Origin of the sequence: Corallococcus sp. 4LFB (assembly GCF_046520365.1) — a bacterium.
GTDB classification, from domain to species: Bacteria; Myxococcota; Myxococcia; order Myxococcales; family Myxococcaceae; genus Corallococcus; species Corallococcus caeni.
The window spans coordinates 1-16,339 of record NZ_JBKGHJ010000156.1; the positions used below are offsets into that span (position 1 = coordinate 1).

Here is a 16,339-nt window from a genome sequence, read left to right on the forward strand (position 1 = left end):
CGGACGCTGGAGGCGCGCCGGTGGGCGGCCCCGGCGGCGGTGCCCTTCGTCTGGGCCTACGTGCTCTTCACGGGCAACCAGGCGCCCGCGGTGCGCTCGGCGGTGATGGCCACGGCGGTGCTGCTGGGGCTGGCCTTGTGGCGGCGCGCGGACGGACTCAATGGACTGTCGCTCGCGGCGCTGGTGCTGGTGGCCTGGACGCCCTCCAGCGTCGTGGACCTGTCGCTCCGCTTGTCATTCCTCGCGGTGCTGGGACTGGTGTTGCTGTCACCCGCGCTGCGCGAGGCCCTGCGCCTCCCCTCGCCGGATCCGTCCGAGCCCCGGCGGCTGAGGCGATGGGCCGGCCAGGCGCGCGAGACGGTGGCGCAGACCTTGTGCGCCAGCGCGGCGGCGACGCTCGTGGGGCTGCCCGTGGTGGCGGCGGCGTTCGGCCGGGTGAGCCTGGCGGGGCTCGTGTCCAACATCGTCGCCCTGCCCTGTGCGGCTTGCTCACCGGGCTCGCGGCGGGTGGCGCGGCCCTGTTCGTCGTGGCGCCTGTCGTGGCGACGCCGGTGCTGTGGGCGGGGGCCTGGGCTTCGGAGCTCCTGCTCATGCTGACGCGGGGCTTCGCGGCCGTACCCTTCGCGGCGGTGGAGGTGCCGGGGCTGGGACCGTGGCTTGGCGGGGCGTACGCGCTGGGATTGGGAGGCTGGGCGCTCGGCGCGGGACGCTGGCGATGGCTGGGCGTGCTCGTCCCGGGGGCGGTGCTGGGGGCCTTGCTGCTGCCCGTGCTCACTCCGGAGCCGGCGCTGCGGATCACCTTCCTCTCCGTGGGCCAGGGGGATGCGGTGGTGCTGCGCTCCCGGGGGCACCATGCGCTGGTGGATGCGGGCGGCGTCCCGGAGGGCGCGGACACCGGGGAGCGGTTCGTGCTGCCCTTCCTCAAGGCCGAGGGCGTGTCGCGGCTGGACCTCGCGGTGCTCTCCCATCCGCATCCGGACCATGCGCTCGGGCTCGTGTCGACCCTGGCCCAGGTGCCCACCGAACGCCTGTGGCTGTCCGCGGGGAGCGCGGAGGGGCCGCTGTCCCGGCGCATCGTCTCGGCGGCGAAGGGCGCCCTCGTGGAGGAGGTGCAGGTGGGGCAGCCCGCGTTCGCCCTGGGTGAGGCGACGCTGGAGGTGCTGGGGCCTCCGGTGGACCGGGAGTTGATGGAGGGCGCGAACGACCGGAGCGTGGTGCTGCGCGTGCGCCATGGCGACGTCACCGTGCTGCTGGCCGGCGACGTGGAGGCGGACGGCGAGGCCGCGCTCGAGGAGGCGCTGGGGCCGGTGACGGTGTTGAAGGTGCCGCACCATGGCTCGCGCACGTCGTCCACCGCGCCGCTCCTGGAGCGCACGCGGCCACGTCACGCGGTCTTCTGCGTGGGCCGGCGCAACCGCTTCGGCTTCCCCCATCCGGAGGTGGAGGCGCGCTACCGCGCCCTGGGCACCGAGTGCTGGCGCACCGACCAGGACGGCGCCATCACCCTGGAGAGCGACGGTCAGGACGTCCGGCTGGTGTCCTTCCTGCCGCGTCCGGATTCCGCACCCCTCCCCGTTGCCGGGAGTGGGGGGCAGGCCCACCTTGAGTGGTGATGATCTCCGATGACCTTGATCTGCGGAAACTCACCGCCGACCTGAAGTCCCGACTTGGACCGGGCGAGCCCGTGGGCTACCTGCGCGGCAAGTCCCTCATGCGCGACATGCTGCTCGACATGAGGGAGAACCAGTTCTCCGAACTGGAAGCCGAGGAGCTCGTCGACACGCTGGAGTCCCGGGGCTTCGTGCGCTTCCTGGGCGATCCAGCCGAGCGCTCCGTCGCGGACGCGCCGTGGGACATCTCACCCCACGCCTGACCCGCCCGCCTACTGGAAGACGAGCCACGCGAAGCGCGGCAGGGCGTGGAAGTCACCGATGAAGAGGGGGGAGAAGGCCTGGCCTTCCACCTGCCGGCGGTCGTGGTGCTCCAACCGGTAGAGGTTGAAGCGCCAGCGCTCGCCCGGCTGGGGCGGGATGTGCGGCACCTCCGCGAGCCGGTTGAACGGGATGGCCAGCTCCACCGTCCAGCCCTCGTCGCGGTCGGACGCGTCGTCCAGCGTGCCGCGCACCTTCACCGCCGTCTTCATCCCTGAGTCCCACGACAGGTCCATGCCCTGGCGCCGCGCGGGGAAGTACGCGTCGAAGATGACGTTGTGGGGGGACACCTCCAGCTCGTTGTACGTGCGCCCGTCCGCGTTGGCGTCGAGGAACACCTCCACGACCTCCTGCTCGTAGATGGAGTCGTCGCGGTTGCGCAGCGTGCCCCAGAGGTCCGGGTCCTCCACGTCGAAGGCCACGTACAGGTTCGCGTCGTCGTAGACGAGGCGGGCCTGCGTCCGCAGCCGTCCGGGCCGGCCGTCGAAGCTGCCCACGAGCGTCACCGGCTTCGCGCCCTTCCAGGCCTCGTCGTCCAGCGCGCCGTCGAGCACCGGCGCCTTCTTCACGCGCGTGACGGTGTACTCCGGAAGCGAGGGAGGCTCACCGCCCAGGAGCGGGCCGCGCACGCGGTTGTCGCCCGGGTGCACGCGCGGATCATCCACGGAGAGCCGTTCGTCGCCGCGCCAGAAGCCCAGCACCACGCGGGCGGGCACGGTGGGCATGGCGACGGTGTGCACGTCCTCCAGCACCTTGCCCACGGGCCAGGTCTCCAGCGGCGCGGCCCCGTCCTGGAACTCGTGATCCGCGTTGGCCAGCATCTGGCCGCTGTCCGGCTCCACCACGTGCACGAAGAAGTGGAAGCCCTGCGGCGGCGGGCGCACGGCACGGAAGTAGTGCGCGAGCCGCACGGGCTGCCCCGGCGTGGGCCGCTCCGGCGTCACGCGCGAGCCCAGGTAGACGATGGCGCCGCCCGCGAAGGTGGCGCCGCTCCTGAAGGTCAGCCCCTCCGGCGCCGCGTCGAGCGTCCGCGGCGTCGTGGGCGCGGGCAGCCTGGGCGCGCGGTGGGCGGGGCCGGCCTGCTCATCGCGGCACGCACCGGCGACGAGCAGGACGGAGGACAGCAGCGGGACGAGGGCAAGGGAGCGGAGGCGCATCGAAGGCGCGGAGTCTACCCTTCCCCGTCTTCGTGGAAGCGCTCTTCCGCGCCCGGGACACCGCCTTTCCCGTGCAGGGGCCACCCGTCCGCAAGGGAGGGCGGCCGAGCCAGCGGGCCCACGGAGCCCGCTTGGCATGGACGAAGGTACACCCCACTTTTCGGTCCAACACAGAGAGGGGACCACATGAGCAAGGGATTGTTGGCCGGTACGGCGGCGGTAGCGGTGTTGGTGGCGGGCTCCGCTCAGGCGGCTTCGACGGAGCTGCGCAGGTCCGCGGACATGCGCGGCCTGACGTTCCTCGTGGGCGGTGGTGTGGAGGGCTACACCAGCGGGCTCCGCGACCAGATTGATCCAGGCCTGGCCTACGGCGTGACCGTGGCCATCAAGCCCACGAACGTGCTCGGCCTCGAGCTGGGCTACACGGGCGCCATCAGCGAGTTCAACACCGGCAGCGTCCTGGCGACGAACGCCAACGGGCCGGACATCGTGCGCAACGGCGCGCAGGCGGCGGTGACGGTGGGCCTGACGGCCACGCCCCTCCAGCCGTACATCATGGGCGGCGTGGGCCTGAGCCGCTACAACGTGCGCGCCCTGGCGCCGGGCTTCCAGGACGACACGGTGGGCAACGTGCCGGTGGGCGCGGGCCTGCGCCTGCACCTGGGCAGCTTCACCGCGGACGCGCGCGTGAACTACAACTTCCTGTTCGACCAGGAGTTCGCCCTCACCGTGCCGCCGTCCGACGTGGACCTGGGCAGCGACGAGACGTTCAGCAGCGGCGGCCGCTACGTGGGCACCATCAACCTGGGTGCCACCTTCTAGACAGCGCCCAGGGGCCCCGCCGTCCCGGCCTCCGGACCTGGGAGGCCGGGGATGGATGGGAGCCTGGGGGCAACCTCGCGAAAACGCGACGTCCGGTGGCAGGCGTGACGCTTGCTGCCGGGCGTCCGCATGCGCTTCGAATTCGAGCACCTGGGCACCCCCACCCCGTTCGAGCTGACCGAGGGCCACCACCTGCTGGGCGGTGGCCCGGAGGATCACATCCACCTGGAGGGCCTGCCTCCCGGGCTGTTGACCCTGCGCATCGACTCCGGCCGGCTCATGGTGGAGGCCGTGCGCAGCTTCACCGTGAACGCGGTGCGCGTGCTGCCCGGCGTGTCGCGCCTGGTGGTGCCCGGTGAAGTGCTGGGCCTGCCGGACGGCATGTGCCTGCGCGTGCTCGCCGAGCCCAGCGCCCCCGAGCGCGGCGTGGGCACGGTCGCGGTGCTCAAGGGCCTGCTGACGGATGCGGAAGCCCCGCCGTCCCGCGCCGCCACCCTCACCTGCCTCACCGGACTGGACGTGGGCCGCAGTCATGCGCTCGCGGAGGCGTGCACGGACATCGGCCGGGGCGACGGCGTGGCCCTGCGGCTGCGCGACCGGGCCGTGTCCCGGATGCACGCGCGGATCCGCCGTGAGGACTCGGCCTTCGTGCTGGAGGACCTGGGGACGCCCAACGGCGTGTTCCTCAATGGCGTGCGCCTGGAGGCCCCCGGGCCGCTGACGGACGGGGACGTCGTGGAGCTGGGGCGCTCGCTGCTCCGCTTCCAGGCGGCGTTCGATGAGGCCTCAGGGAAGGCCCCGCCCGTGGTTCCGCCGGTGGCCGCCGTGGAGGTGCTGGCTGGAACGGAAACGCCGCGGCCTCCCGAAGGGAAGCCACGGCGGCGGGAGGGGTGGCTCATCACCGGGGCCGTCGCGCTGGCCCTGGGTGCCCTGCTCGTCGCCGCCGTGCTGGCGGCGGCGGCCGGCTGACGCGGGGCGCGCTACGCCGGCAGGGGCGACAGGCCCGCGCGCTCCACCAGGAGCCGGGCCAGGTACCGGTGGTGACGGAAGAAGCTGGTGAAGTGCACGAAGCCCTTGCTGCCCCGGATGGCGTAGACCGTCACCGGCCCGGGGAGGACGTCCAGCTTGCGGATGTCCGCGAAGGAGAAGCGCCGGGTGCGCACCATGCCGCGGCAGGTGATGCCTCGGGCGTCCACCTCGATGCGGGTGCGGCCGTAGTAGGCGACGGCCACCGCGAAGAAGACGACGAAGAAGGCCGCGGACAGGAACGTCTTCAACGGCACGCCGTCGAAGTGGAACAGCCAGGCGAAGACGCCCAGCCATAACAGGCCTGCCGCCGCCATCAGCGCGGCGAGCACCTTGCGAGGGCGAAAGACCTGTTGCGACTGCTTCCCCTCCACCGTCGGATCGCGTCCGTCCATGCCCTTCAAAATAGTGGGCCGGACAGCCCCTCGGATGGTGCTCGTCTGGCCACCAGGCAGGCGGTCAGCGCAGGCGCTCGGCCTTCTGGCGGGACTCCTCTTTCAGCTCGGGGCGCACGTCCGGGGCCGTGGAGCGGGCGTAGCGCTCGTAGAGCTCGCGGGCCTCCAGGTTGCGACCCAGCGCGCGGTACGCCTCCGCGAGGCCGTACAGCGGCGAGGCCGAGTCCGGCTCCAGCTTCAGCGCGAACTGGTAGTCCGCCGCGGCCTCCGCGTAGCGCCGCAGCCCGATGTTGGCGCTGCCCCGCGCGATGTACGCCACGGTCAGGAGCGGCTCCTGCTGCAGGGCCTGGGTCAGCGTCTGGAGCGCGGGCGCGTAGGCGCGCTGGCCGATGTGCTGGACGCCCTGCTCGTAGGCGCGGCGGGCCTGGACCCGCGTCGTGTCCGCCACCGGCCCCGAGCCCGGCGGCTGCCCCGCGGCCTGCGGCGACGCACCGGCCTCCGCCTGCTTCACGCGCGCCCGGGTGATGTTGTCCTGCGCGCTCTGGCGGATGGCCGCGTCCTGGGTGAGGCGCGACGCGGTCTCCCACTCCTCGATGGCGCGCGCGTAGTAGCCGAGCACGGCCAGCGCGTTGCCCAGCTTGAAGCGGGCTTCCACGTGATCCGGGGCCGCGTGCTCCGCGTCGAGGAAGGCGAAGGCGGCCTCGCGGTAGCGCCGCTCGCGCATCAGCGCGTCCCCGTCGCGGATCCGCGTGGCCGCCAGCACCGCTTGCGACGTGCGCTGGGGCGCGGCTTCCGCGGGGCCGGGCTTCGTGTCGGTGGCCGGGCCCGGCGCACGCGCGGCAGGGGCTGCGGGCTTCGCTTCGGAGGCCGGGGGGTGCACCTGCGCCTGGGCCGGCACCGCCATCGTGCCAAGCCACACCACCGCCGAGACCCCGAGCTGGAACCTGCGCGTGCGAACCATGTCCCTCTCCCGTCCTGGCCCCCGGCGGGCCAGGACCACTTCGGCCTGCGTCCTCCCTAGCTGCGGAAGGGGTTCTGCAGGAGCACCGTCTCGCCGCGGTCGGCGCCCACGGAGACGCACACCACGGGCACGCCGCTGACCTCTTCCACGCGGCGCACGTAGCGCTTGGCGGCCTCCGGCAGCTCGTCGAAGGTGCGCACGCCCGCGAGCTTCTCATCCCAGCCGGGCAGCGACTCGTAGATGGGCTTCACGCGCGCCAGGTCCTCGTAGTCACCGGGCAGCTCCGTGACGCGCTGGCCGTCCAGTTCGTACGCGTTGCAGATGCTGAGCGTCTTGATGCCGCTGAGCACGTCCAGCTTGGTGAGCGCCAGGCCCCAGAGGCCGTTGACGCGCACCGCGTAGCGCAGCACCACGCCGTCCAGCCAGCCGCAGCGGCGCGGGCGGCCCGTGGTGGCGCCGAACTCGTCGCCCACCTTGCGCAGCCGGTCCCCCAGCTCGTCGCTCAGCTCCGTGGGGAACGGGCCTCCGCCGACGCGCGTGGTGTACGCCTTGCTGATGCCCATCACCTTGTCGATGGCCGTGGGCCCCAGGCCCGAGCCCACCGCGGCGTTGCCCGCCACGCAGTTGGAGCTGGTGACGAACGGGTAGGTGCCGTGGTCCACGTCCAGGAGCGTGCCCTGCGCGCCCTCGAAGAGGATGCGGGCGCCGCGGCGGACCTGCTCGGAGAGGAAGAGGGAGACGTCGTGCACGTAGGGGCGCAGCCGGTCTCCCAGGGCGGAGAACTCCGCCAGCACCTGCGGCGTCTCCAGGCGCGGCACGTCCACGCCGGCCTGGGCGCAGAGGTCCTTGAGCTCCTCCAGCGCGGCGGGCAGGCGCTCGTCGATGCGGCGGCGCAGCCGCTCCGGGTGGAGCAGGTCGCGCACGCGGATGCCCCGGCGGGCGACCTTGTCTTCATAGGCAGGACCGATGCCCCGCCCCGTGGTGCCGATGGCGCTGCCTCCGCGGGCCTTCTCGCGGAAGCTGTCCAGCAGCTTGTGCCAGGGGAAGATGACATGGGCGTTGTCGGAGATGAGCAGCTGCGCGTCATCCTTGAGGAAGCCGCGCGGCTTGAGCGCGTCGATCTCTCCGACGAGGACGGCGGGATCCACCACCACCCCGTTGCCAATGACACACGTCTTGCCCGGGTGAAGGATGCCCGAGGGGATCAGGTGCAGGACGGTCTTCTGCCCCCCGACCACCAGCGTGTGGCCCGCGTTGTTGCCGCCCTGGAAACGGACGACCACCTGGGCGTGCTCGGTGAGAAGGTCGACGACCTTGCCCTTCCCCTCATCTCCCCACTGCGCTCCGATGACGACGACGTTCGGCATGGTGCCCGCCGCTTAGCACGCGGGAGGGGCCGGGTGACAGTGTTCCGCGAAGCCGCAGTGAAGGGCCTGGCAGGCTGCCTTGTCCCACCCCGGCCAGGTCCCGGTGGATTCCGCCTGGGCCAGGGCCCGGACGCCCTCGGCCAGCCGGCGCACCGCCCCGGCGTCGGCGGATCCGGCCGGGAGGAATTCCGGTTCCGGGGACGCGTCCCCCAGGAAGGCCACGCCCACCCGCACCGGCACCCCGTCACGCACCATCCGGGCCGCCGCCAGGCGCAGGGCCGTCAACTCATGAGCGCACGCGGCCGGGCCCAGGGGTGCGGGCGCCCGGGCGCAGGAGCACCGCCACGGCCTCGCCGTCCGGCGACTCCCAGAGCAGGTCCACCGCCCCCTCCACGCTGGCGCCGTCGTCCAGGTCCAGCACGAAGTCCAGGCCCCGGTGGATGGAGGACGCGGGCGCCGCCGCGAGCTGGCGCGCGAAGGTCGTGCCCAGGAAGCGCTCCACGGTGGACAGCACGCCGCCCAGGTCGTCCTCCTCCGGCTCCCGGCCCGCGGTCCGCAGCAGGTTCTCCAGGTGCGCGCGCCGCTCGGAGGCCTCCGCGTCCGGCCCCGCGAGCGACAGGTCCACCTCGCGCAAGAGCCGCGTGACGAGCTGGTCCGGACGCTCCACGGGCAGCCAGCCGTCGGCTTCAAGGAAGAGGGGCGCGGCGCGCGCCGGGGCCTCCCAGGGCTCGGAGCCGACGGGGAGCCCCAGCCGGTGGAGGTGGTGGTAGCGGCGCGGGCATGTGAGGAAGTCCTGGACCGCGCGCGCGGTGGCGACCGCCGGTGCGTCGGTGAACAGCGCGGCTGCGGCTCCGAGCGCCTCGTCGGACATGCGATCCAGCGCGGACTCGATGCGGATCCGCGCCGCTTCGAGCTGCTCCTGCGTGGGCGGCTCCGGATCCGCGGGGGGCGGCAGCTGCTCCACGTCCACGTCCAGGGCGAGCGCCCGCAGGTCCGGATCCGCGTCCAGCCGGCGGTCCACGCGGTGCCACCACGTATCGGTGCCCGCGCGCTTCTCCTCGCCGCCCGACAGCACGAGCAGGTCCTTCGCGCGGGTGAGGGCCACGTAGAGCAGGCGCAGGTACTCGGCGTCCTCGCGGGCCTTCAGCTCGGCGCGCACGGCCTCGAAGCGCTCGGAGGTGAAGGTGTCCAGCGAGTCCGGCATCCAGGGCCGCAGGGCCAGGCCGAAGGACCGCTCGAAGTACGCCCGGGCGGAGGTGGTGCGCCGGCGGCCGCCCATGCCGGGCACCACGACCACGGGCCACTCCAGGCCCTTGGCGCGGTGGATGGTGAGCAGCTGCACGGCGCGCGGATCCCCTTCATCCAGCAGGTCCGCCTGCGCCTCGTTGGGGTCGGAGTCCGCCAGCTGGCGCAGCTCGCGCGCGAAGGCCACGCAGCCTCCCGTGCCGCGCTCGTCCCTGCGCGCCGCCAGCGACAGGAGCTTCTCCACGTTGGCGCTCGCCTGCTCCGCGTAGGGCGAGCCCGCCAGCGCCTCGCGGTACCCCGTCGCCTCCAACGCCGCTTGCAGCAGCGCATGCACGCCCAGCCGGTCACGCTCCCGCTGCAGCACGGGGATGAGCTCCAGGAAGCGCGCGAGCCGCGACTGCTCTCGCGCGCTCATGGCGGCGCGGACCTCCGGATCCACCAGCCGGGGCGAGCCGAGCGACAGCGGCAGGTCCCCCGCGAGCCGGAACAGCGACGCGTCCGACAGGCCCACCAGCGGCGAGCGCAGCACCGCGGCGAACGCCAGCGCGTCGTCCGCGTCCGCGAGCAGCGCCAGCAGCGAGGCGAGGTCGCGCACCTCCTGGGCCCCGTAGAAGCCCCGGCCGCGCAGCACCCGGTGCGGCACGCCGTGGCGGATCAACGCCTGCCGGTACTCCTCCAGGTGCGTGAAGGTCCGGAAGAGCATGGCCACGTCGCCGCCGCGCGCGGGACGCAGGCCCTTCCTGTCCTCCGCCATCACCGTCGGCGGAGCGCCCGGCGCGAGCATCACCCGCAGCCTTCGGGCCACCGCGTCCGCTTCGTACTCGCGCAGCTCCGGAGCGGTGTCGGCCTCCGGCAACGTGAGCCGCTCCACCACGGGCCCTTCGGCCAGCTCCGGGCGCGTGGGGGACAGGTCGTCCGTCTGGGGCTCGTAGACGACCTCGAAGGGACGGGGCGTCGCCTCCTTCGCCACCAGCAGCCCGGCGAACGCGCGGTTGAAGAAGGACAGGACGCCCGGCAGCGAGCGGTAGTTGTTCTGGAGGAAGCCGCGCATGCCGCCCTCGGCTTCGATCTTGTCCGCCAGGACCTTGAACACGGACACGTCCGCGCCACGGAACTCGTAGATGGACTGCTTGCGGTCGCCCACCGCGCACAGGAACGCGGGCTCCAGCGGCAGCGCGGCCACCAGGTCCGCGTCCGGAGCCAGCTCGCGTGGGCCGCCTTCGCGCTGCTCCGACAAGAGCAGCACCAGCTCCAATTGCAGCCGGTTGGTGTCCTGGAACTCGTCCACCAGCAGCGCGCCCTGCCGCTCCTGCACCTGCTGACGGAACTCCGGATGGTCGCGCAGCAGGTCGCGCGCCTTCACCAGCAGCGAGGTGAAGTCGAACACGTTGCGCCGGGTCAGCTCCGCGTCGTGCCGGGCCTCCACCTGGCTCAAGAGGTCGCGGAAGGTCGCTTCGAACGGTGCCGTGCGCCACGCGGCATAGGCATCCTCCAGCCGCCGCACGGAGCCGTCGCTCTTGCCCTTCACCTTCCAGAGCAGCTCCTTCAGGCACGCGCCCGCGCCCTTGCGCAGGTTGACCAGGTTGCGCGGCTCCGACAGCAGCACGTTGCGCAGCGTCGGGAAGTGGCCCGGCTGCATGAACGTGTCCGGCGTCATCCCCTTCAGCGGGGGCTCGCACGCGTTCAGGAGGGTGCTCCACTCGCCCTTGGTGTCCTGGGCGCGGGCCTCCAGGCACAGGCGGCGGCTGTCCTCGATGAGCGCTTCGAGCTGCGCCTTGTCCGCCACGCCGTCGCCCACGCGCGCCGTGGCGGCCTTGAGGCCCTCCTCGCGCAGCTTGCCGTAGACGTCCATCAGCGCGGCCACGAGGCCGTCGGAGAACCCGGAGCCGGAGAAGCCCAGCTCCGCGCACAGCTCGCGCACGCGGGCGTCGCCGCCCTCCAGCGCGTCCAGCACCACGCGCTCGGTGACGTCCTCCAGCAGGCCCGCGGCCTCCAGCTCGTCCAGCACCTCGAAGGCGGGATCGATGCCCACCGCGGGCGGCGCGCGGCGGAGCAACTGACCGCAGAGCGAGTGGAACGTGCCCACCGTCGCGGCGCCCAGCTCCTCGCGCACCTTGCGCCAGGCGTCCTGCGTGGGGAACGGGCGCTCCAGCCTCGCGAGCGACGCGCGCAGGTCCTTCTCCGCGTCGGGCGGCACGTCTCCCTGGGCCAGCGCGTCCAGGCGCTCGCGGACGCGCTTGCGCATCTCCGCGGCGGCCTTGTCCGTGAACGTGAGCATGCACAGCCGGGAGGGCCGCAGCGGCTCCGCCTGCCGCGCTCCCGCGAACAGGTGCAGCGTCATCGTCACCAGGCTGTACGTCTTGCCCGCGCCGGCACCCGCCATCAGGGCCAGGTTCTTCTCCAGCGCGAGCATGTGGGGCGCGGGGTCGCTCATCCGCTCCCCTCGTCGGAGATGCGGCGCTCGGTGATGCGGCACACCGCGCGGTAGCCGCACTTGCCGCAGTCGTTGGGCCGCGCCGGGAAGTCACCCTTGCGCAAGCGCCGCACCAGGTCCTCCACCGCGTTGGGCAGGTTGAGGCCGGCGGCCTCCGCCACGCGCTGGCGCACCTCCGGGTCGGTGGACAGCAGGTCCTCCAGCTCCGCGGGCGGCAGCACCGAGGACAGGTGGATGGCGTCACCCGTGCGCAGCGAGAACCACGCCGCGTTCTTCGCGCCCACGTGGCCGGCCACGCGCGCGGCGTAGAGGTAGAGCGGGAGCTGGAAGTCGGAGCGCAGCAGGTTCTCCTTCAGCGTGCGCTTGTCCAGGCGGCCCGTCTTGTAGTCGATGACGCCCACTTCCGTGCCGGCCGTGTCCAGCCGGTCGATCTGCCCCTCGAAGACGATGGCGTCCTCCGCCACCATCAGCTTCACGTCGCTCCAGCGCTTGTCCTCCGCGGCCGGGCCGAAGCGCAGCTCGAAGCCCTCCGGCACCAGCGGGTCGAAGGGCAGGCCCCGCCGCTGATCCGTGAGGATGCGCCGGACCATCGCGTGGGCCTTCTCGCCCGCGAGCTTCCACAGCTCGTGGTGGCCCACGTGGTTGAGCTCCGCGAAGTGACGGCTGGCCTTCTTGACCGCCTTCTCCAGCACGTCGTCGGGGATGTCCTCCGGCGCCTGCCCCAGGAGCTTCTTCTCCTTGAGCGCCTGGAACACCTCCTCCATCACGCGGTGCCAGAAGGTGCCGCGGCCCCGGGCGTCGAACTCCTCGCTGGCCACCACGGGCTCGGCCACCTTCAGGCCGTACGCGATGAAGCCCTGGAAGCCGCAGTTGCCGAACTTCGACAGGGCGCTCGCGGACAGCGGACGCTCCAGGCCGAAGTGGAACGTCTCGCGCAGCTTCTGCTCCAACGCCGGGCCCTGCACGCCGCCGGTGAACTCGCCGGGCAGCTCGTCCTTCCGGCCGAAGAAGCGCAGGCGCGCGGCCTCCATGTGGGCCAGCTCTCGCGCGGTGCGGAACCAGTCGTCCGTGCCGAAGCGGTCCTTGAGCAGCTGTCCCGCGGGGTCCGGCTCCGTGACGCGCAAGTTGGGGAACGCCAGGCCCGCCAGCGCCTCCAGCGCCACGGTGCGCCGCAGCTCCGACGGCGTGAGCACCTCGTCCAGCGGCAGCACCGGAGGCAGCGTGCGCGTGGCCCACTTGTGGCCGGTGAGCCTGCGCACCTCCTCCAGGAACGCGGACGGCACCTGCTCCTGCCCGCCCGCGGCCTTCACCGCGAACGACAGGCTCAGCGTCCCCTCCGCCGCCGCGAGCGCGCTGGCGAAGAGCAGCCGGTCCTCGGTGAGGCGCCAGGGCGCGCGGTCGTCGAACTCGCCGCCGGTGAGGCGGAACACGTCGCGGGTCAGGTGCTGGTTGAGCGCCACGCGCTCCGCGTCCCCCAGGAGCGGCGACGGAGCATCCCGTCCGGGGAGCCGGCCCTCCGTGAGTCCGGCGACGAAGAGGTGGCGGAAGGTGCGGCCCGGTACGTCCGCCAGTCCAGCACCTCCACCGCGCCCGTGGAGGGGCCTCGCGCGGGCAGGTGCACGTCGCGCAGCGCGTCCGCGAGCCACCGGCCCAGCACGCGCCGGGTGATCGCGGGGGCCTCCGCCCACGGCGCGCAGCGAGCGCAGCAGCGCCTCCATCCGCTGGCGGAAGGCCGCGAGCGCCGCGTCGTCCCGGGCCCTCGCGTCCTCGATGCGCGCGCCCAGCGTGCCGGCCTCCTTCGCCTCCAGGGGCCCCGCGGAGTCGAGCAGGCCCAGCCGCTCCACCACCTTCCACCACGCGGCGACGGACTCCGCGGCCGGGGCCTCCTGGGGGATGTGGCGGCATTCGTCGATGAGCCGCATCACGCGGTCGCGCAGCGCGCGCACGGCCACCACCTTGACCGCGTCCTCCTTGTGCTTGCCGCCCTGCGCGGCCATCCGGCGCGCGAGCCCGTCCAGGCGCACGTCGTAGGCGCCCTTGCCTCGCGTCGCGCCCAGGCGGTCGTCGCGCGCGGCGGCGAGCGCGAAGAGGGTCGCGGGCGCATCCGGGCCTCCGCGCGACAGCGACGGCACGTAGCGGCTGGAGACGAGCTCCGCCACGCGCTCCGCCGGGAAGCCGTCCTCCGTCAGCACCGGCAGCTCCAGCGCCAGCCGCACCGGCTGGCCCGCCGCCGCCGCGTGACACGCAGCCGCGCCGCGAAGGCCGGCGCCTCCTGCGTGCCGTGGATCTCCCCCAGCACGACGAAGGCCGCGGGCTTGAGCACCGCCTCCATGCCGGGAATCACCGGACCGCAGTCCGCCTTCGCGGGCGTCGACGGTGCCTCTCGCGCCGTCCGGCAGCCCGCCAGCAGACACGTGACCAACAGCAGGGACCGCGGGGAAAGTCGCATGGGCGTGGAGCCTCCTGGGCGGAAACGGGGAGGCCCCAGTCTCCTCCAGCCCCGCGCTCCCTGGAAAATAGAACGGCCCGCTCCGGACAGGGAGCGGGCCGTGGCCACGTGCGTCAGCGCGACGCTGCGGGCCGGGTCAGGCGGTGGGGAGGGCGACCTCGGCGCGTGGCTCGCGCTGGGCCGACGCGAGCGCCGAGCGCTGCAACCACCCGGCGAGCCCCAGCATCGCGAGCCCCGAGGTGCGCAGCGTGCGCAGCAGCTCCACCGCTTCGGCGGGGTTGCCGGGCAGCAGCGGCGCCAGCCACTCGCGCGCGTCGTAGAAGAGCCACACCGCGCCGGACACGCCCATGGCCCACCACACCCAGGCGAGCCGCCCGCCTCGCAGCATGTACGCGACGCGGAGGATGGGGGCGACGAGCAGGATGGTCGTCATGTCCGCCAGCGTGGACGCCAGCGCGATGACCGCCGTGCACATGGCCGCGAAGCCCTGGCCCAGGTGCCCCACCGCCGCGATGAGCGCCGGCCCACCCACCGCCACCGCCGCCACCGCCGCCACCGCCCACAGGAGCGTCGCGCGGGGGCTGGGCGGCGGCTGGAGGCCCGACTGCCGGTACGTGCGCGACAGCAGCACCAGCGCGAAAGTCGTGCTCACGTTCGCCAGCACCACCACGCCCATGCGCACGGGCAACAGCGGCGACTCCGTGAACGGCACGTCCGGCACCGCGTGCATCCAGTAGCTGCGCAGGGCCGTGCTGACGAGCGACAGGACCGCGCCCGCCGTCAGCAGCCCCCACACGCGACGCAGGTAGTCGCCAGCGCCGAATGACAGCGCCGCCGCCGCCGTGCCCAGCACCGCGAGCAGGCCCACGGTCCAGCCCGCCACGTCACCCACGAGCGCCAGCCGGTGCGCGTCCGGGAAGGACGTGGCCACCGCGCCCAGGTGCACGAGCTGGAGCACCGCGACGGCGCCCAGCCAGGGCGCCACCTTCCTGGTCGCGCGACCCGAAGAGGGACGGGGGGCGGTCATCGCAGCTTCTCCATGGCCTTCGAAATCTCCGTGAGCGTGTTCGTCGTGCGCAGCGCGCCGATGAAGACGTTGAGCATGGGCTTGAGGCCCTCCAGCACCTGCGGCACGTCCTGCAGGCCTACCTGTTCGGGTGGGCGCTTGAGGGCTCGCAGCGCGGCGGTGTGGATGGCCATCTTGGCGGTGAAGTCACCCAGCAGTGGCTCCAGGTGATGCATCAGCAGGTCGTGCCAGCCAGGAGCGGATGAAGGGGAGGACGAGGGTGTCTGCACGTCACCTCCGCGGGGGGAAGACCCCCAGCGTAGGGGCATTTCGAACCCGGTACGAGGGCCCGGCGGCCCTCGGACCCGGACAAAATGCTCGCGCCGACCTGATTTCCCCGAGAGCTCTGGAAAAACGGTGCGACTTAGCGGCGGCGGGGCTTCTTCTCTTCGTCCGCCTTGGGGGCCGGACGGGGCTCGTGCGGGCCCTTGAGGACGTCCTCGAAGCGGGACTTCTGCTTGCGGCGCTTGAAGAAGAGGGCGGTGCGGCCCAGCAGCTGCGCGAGCTCCGCGCCGGTGGCCTCGGCGATGCGGTCAGCGCCTTCGTGGCGGCCTTCCGGACCTTCGTTGATCTTCACCTTGATGAGCTCGTGGTCGTTCAGCGCCTGCTCGACGGCGGCGATGACGCCCTCGGTGACGCCGGACGAGCCGACGATGACCACCGGCTCCAGGTGGTGGCCGAGGGCCCGCAGGTGGCGGCGTTCTTTCCCGGTGAGGGGCATGGGTGTCTCCTTGAAAAGGCGCGCACCCTACTTCTTTTGCGACGCCATGCGGACCTCTCGCATCGCATCAATGTGGTCCGGTTGCAGCTCGACCGTCCGCTTGAAGTGCTTGAGGGCCCCGGCCGCGTCGCCGCACAGCTTGGCGATGACGCCCAGGAAGTAGTGGGCGGGGGCGCAGCGCTCGTTGCGCTTGATGGCGGCCTGGATTTCGCGGAAGGCCTCCGGCTGGGCGGCCTTCTTGTCGGGTGAGGCGAGGAAGCGCGCGTAGCCCCGCCAGGCGAAGAACTCCGGCTCCTCGGCGTTGAGGGCGATGGCGTCGGTGAGCATCTTCACGGCTTCCGGGTACTTGCGCGCCTTCACCAGGATGCAGGACTTCTGGAAGAGCTCCTCGGCCTGGAGGATGGCCTGCACGTCCACGCCGCCGTCGGCGCCGCCGTTCTTGAGGTCCTCCAGGTAGGCCGCGCGGTTCTTGTCGTCGGAGAGGGCGCGGTAGGCGTCGCCGATGTACGCGAAGACCTCCGCCTTGAGCTTCTCCAGCTCCGCCGGGGCGCCGGGGGGCAGGGTGTCCGGGTGGTAGAGCTTGGCCAGGCGGAAGTAGGCGATCTTCACCGCGCTGCCTTCGGTCTGTTCGGTGAGGCCGAGCCGCTGGAAGTGGTTCTGCCCCTTCATGGTCGCGGCGAGCTGGCGCAGCGCGGGCAGTTCGTCCGAACCGGGGGCGGGGCCCGAAGTCGCGGGGGCCGCGACGACGGGAGGCGCGGGCCGTGC

The 16,339-nt window shown here is 72.9% G+C and carries 14 protein-coding genes and 1 pseudogene; 4 read left to right on the top strand and 11 right to left on the bottom strand.

Annotated elements, in window-relative coordinates:
- Both ACLEQD_RS18340 and ACLEQD_RS18345 read left to right on the top strand, forming a co-directional pair.
- Positions 1–1,613 (top strand): annotated as a pseudogene (locus ACLEQD_RS18340) (ComEC/Rec2 family competence protein); the annotation flags it as partial.
- Entirely contained in the window at positions 1,613–1,873 is a 261-nt protein-coding gene (locus ACLEQD_RS18345; protein WP_410385613.1) for a hypothetical protein, read from the top strand. The pseudogene ACLEQD_RS18340 and the gene ACLEQD_RS18345, both read left to right, overlap by 1 nt.
- A 9-nt stretch (positions 1,874–1,882) precedes the next feature.
- On the opposite strand, the gene ACLEQD_RS18350 is transcribed toward ACLEQD_RS18345, so the two are convergent.
- Positions 1,883–3,088, bottom strand: a complete 1,206-nt coding sequence (locus ACLEQD_RS18350; protein ID WP_410385614.1) for a carbohydrate-binding family 9-like protein — start codon at positions 3,086–3,088, stop codon at positions 1,883–1,885.
- A 186-nt stretch (positions 3,089–3,274) separates the two neighbouring features.
- On the opposite strand from ACLEQD_RS18350, the gene ACLEQD_RS18355 reads away from it, so the two are divergent.
- Together ACLEQD_RS18355 and ACLEQD_RS18360 are read left to right on the top strand one after the other, a co-directional pair.
- On the top strand, positions 3,275–3,910 hold the full coding sequence (locus ACLEQD_RS18355) for an outer membrane beta-barrel protein (protein ID WP_410385615.1): 636 nt from the start codon (positions 3,275–3,277) through the stop codon (positions 3,908–3,910).
- A 111-nt stretch (positions 3,911–4,021) separates the two neighbouring features.
- On the top strand, positions 4,022–4,879 hold the full coding sequence (locus ACLEQD_RS18360) for an FHA domain-containing protein (RefSeq protein ID WP_410385616.1): 858 nt from the start codon (positions 4,022–4,024) through the stop codon (positions 4,877–4,879).
- 11 nt (positions 4,880–4,890) lie between these two features.
- Here the strand turns inward: ACLEQD_RS18360 and ACLEQD_RS18365 are convergent, their stop codons facing one another.
- The 10 genes from ACLEQD_RS18365 to ACLEQD_RS18410 form a co-directional block, all read right to left on the bottom strand.
- Positions 4,891–5,331 carry a PH domain-containing protein gene (locus ACLEQD_RS18365; protein WP_410385617.1) on the bottom strand — a complete coding sequence of 147 codons (441 nt, stop codon included), beginning with the start codon at positions 5,329–5,331 and terminating at the stop codon, positions 4,891–4,893.
- A gap of 64 nt (positions 5,332–5,395) precedes the next feature.
- A complete protein-coding gene (locus tag ACLEQD_RS18370) occupies positions 5,396–6,292 on the bottom strand; it encodes a tetratricopeptide repeat protein (protein WP_410385618.1) in 897 nt (298 codons plus the stop codon).
- Positions 6,293–6,348: 56 nt separating this feature from the next.
- A complete protein-coding gene (locus ACLEQD_RS18375) occupies positions 6,349–7,659 on the bottom strand; it encodes an adenylosuccinate synthase (RefSeq protein ID WP_410385619.1) in 1,311 nt (436 codons plus the stop codon).
- Positions 7,660–7,945: 286 nt separating this feature from the next.
- The gene (locus ACLEQD_RS18380) at positions 7,946–11,338 is read right to left on the bottom strand and encodes a UvrD-helicase domain-containing protein (RefSeq protein ID WP_410385620.1); all 3,393 of its coding nucleotides are present in this window, start codon (positions 11,336–11,338) and stop codon (positions 7,946–7,948) included.
- Positions 11,335–13,554 (bottom strand): PD-(D/E)XK nuclease family protein, encoded by a 2,220-nt coding sequence (locus ACLEQD_RS18385; RefSeq protein WP_410385621.1) that lies wholly within the window; start codon positions 13,552–13,554, stop codon positions 11,335–11,337. Before ACLEQD_RS18385 ends, ACLEQD_RS18380 begins: the two co-directional genes overlap by 4 nt.
- The gene (locus ACLEQD_RS18390) at positions 13,524–13,787 is read right to left on the bottom strand and encodes a hypothetical protein (RefSeq protein WP_410385622.1); all 264 of its coding nucleotides are present in this window, start codon (positions 13,785–13,787) and stop codon (positions 13,524–13,526) included. Before ACLEQD_RS18390 ends, ACLEQD_RS18385 begins: the two co-directional genes overlap by 31 nt.
- A 136-nt stretch (positions 13,788–13,923) precedes the next feature.
- Positions 13,924–14,814: a hypothetical protein gene (locus tag ACLEQD_RS18395; protein ID WP_410385623.1), complete on the bottom strand. Its 891-nt coding sequence runs from the start codon at positions 14,812–14,814 to the stop codon at positions 13,924–13,926.
- A complete protein-coding gene (locus ACLEQD_RS18400) occupies positions 14,811–15,083 on the bottom strand; it encodes a hypothetical protein (protein WP_338269687.1) in 273 nt (90 codons plus the stop codon). The genes ACLEQD_RS18395 and ACLEQD_RS18400 overlap by 4 nt, the downstream gene beginning before the upstream one ends.
- Positions 15,084–15,217: 134 nt before the next feature.
- Positions 15,218–15,574 carry a ribosome assembly RNA-binding protein YhbY gene (yhbY, locus tag ACLEQD_RS18405; protein ID WP_410385624.1) on the bottom strand — a complete coding sequence of 119 codons (357 nt, stop codon included), beginning with the start codon at positions 15,572–15,574 and terminating at the stop codon, positions 15,218–15,220.
- 27 nt (positions 15,575–15,601) lie between these two features.
- On the bottom strand, positions 15,602–16,339 hold a 738-nt coding region (locus tag ACLEQD_RS18410), incomplete at its 5' end, for a DnaJ domain-containing protein (RefSeq protein WP_410385625.1).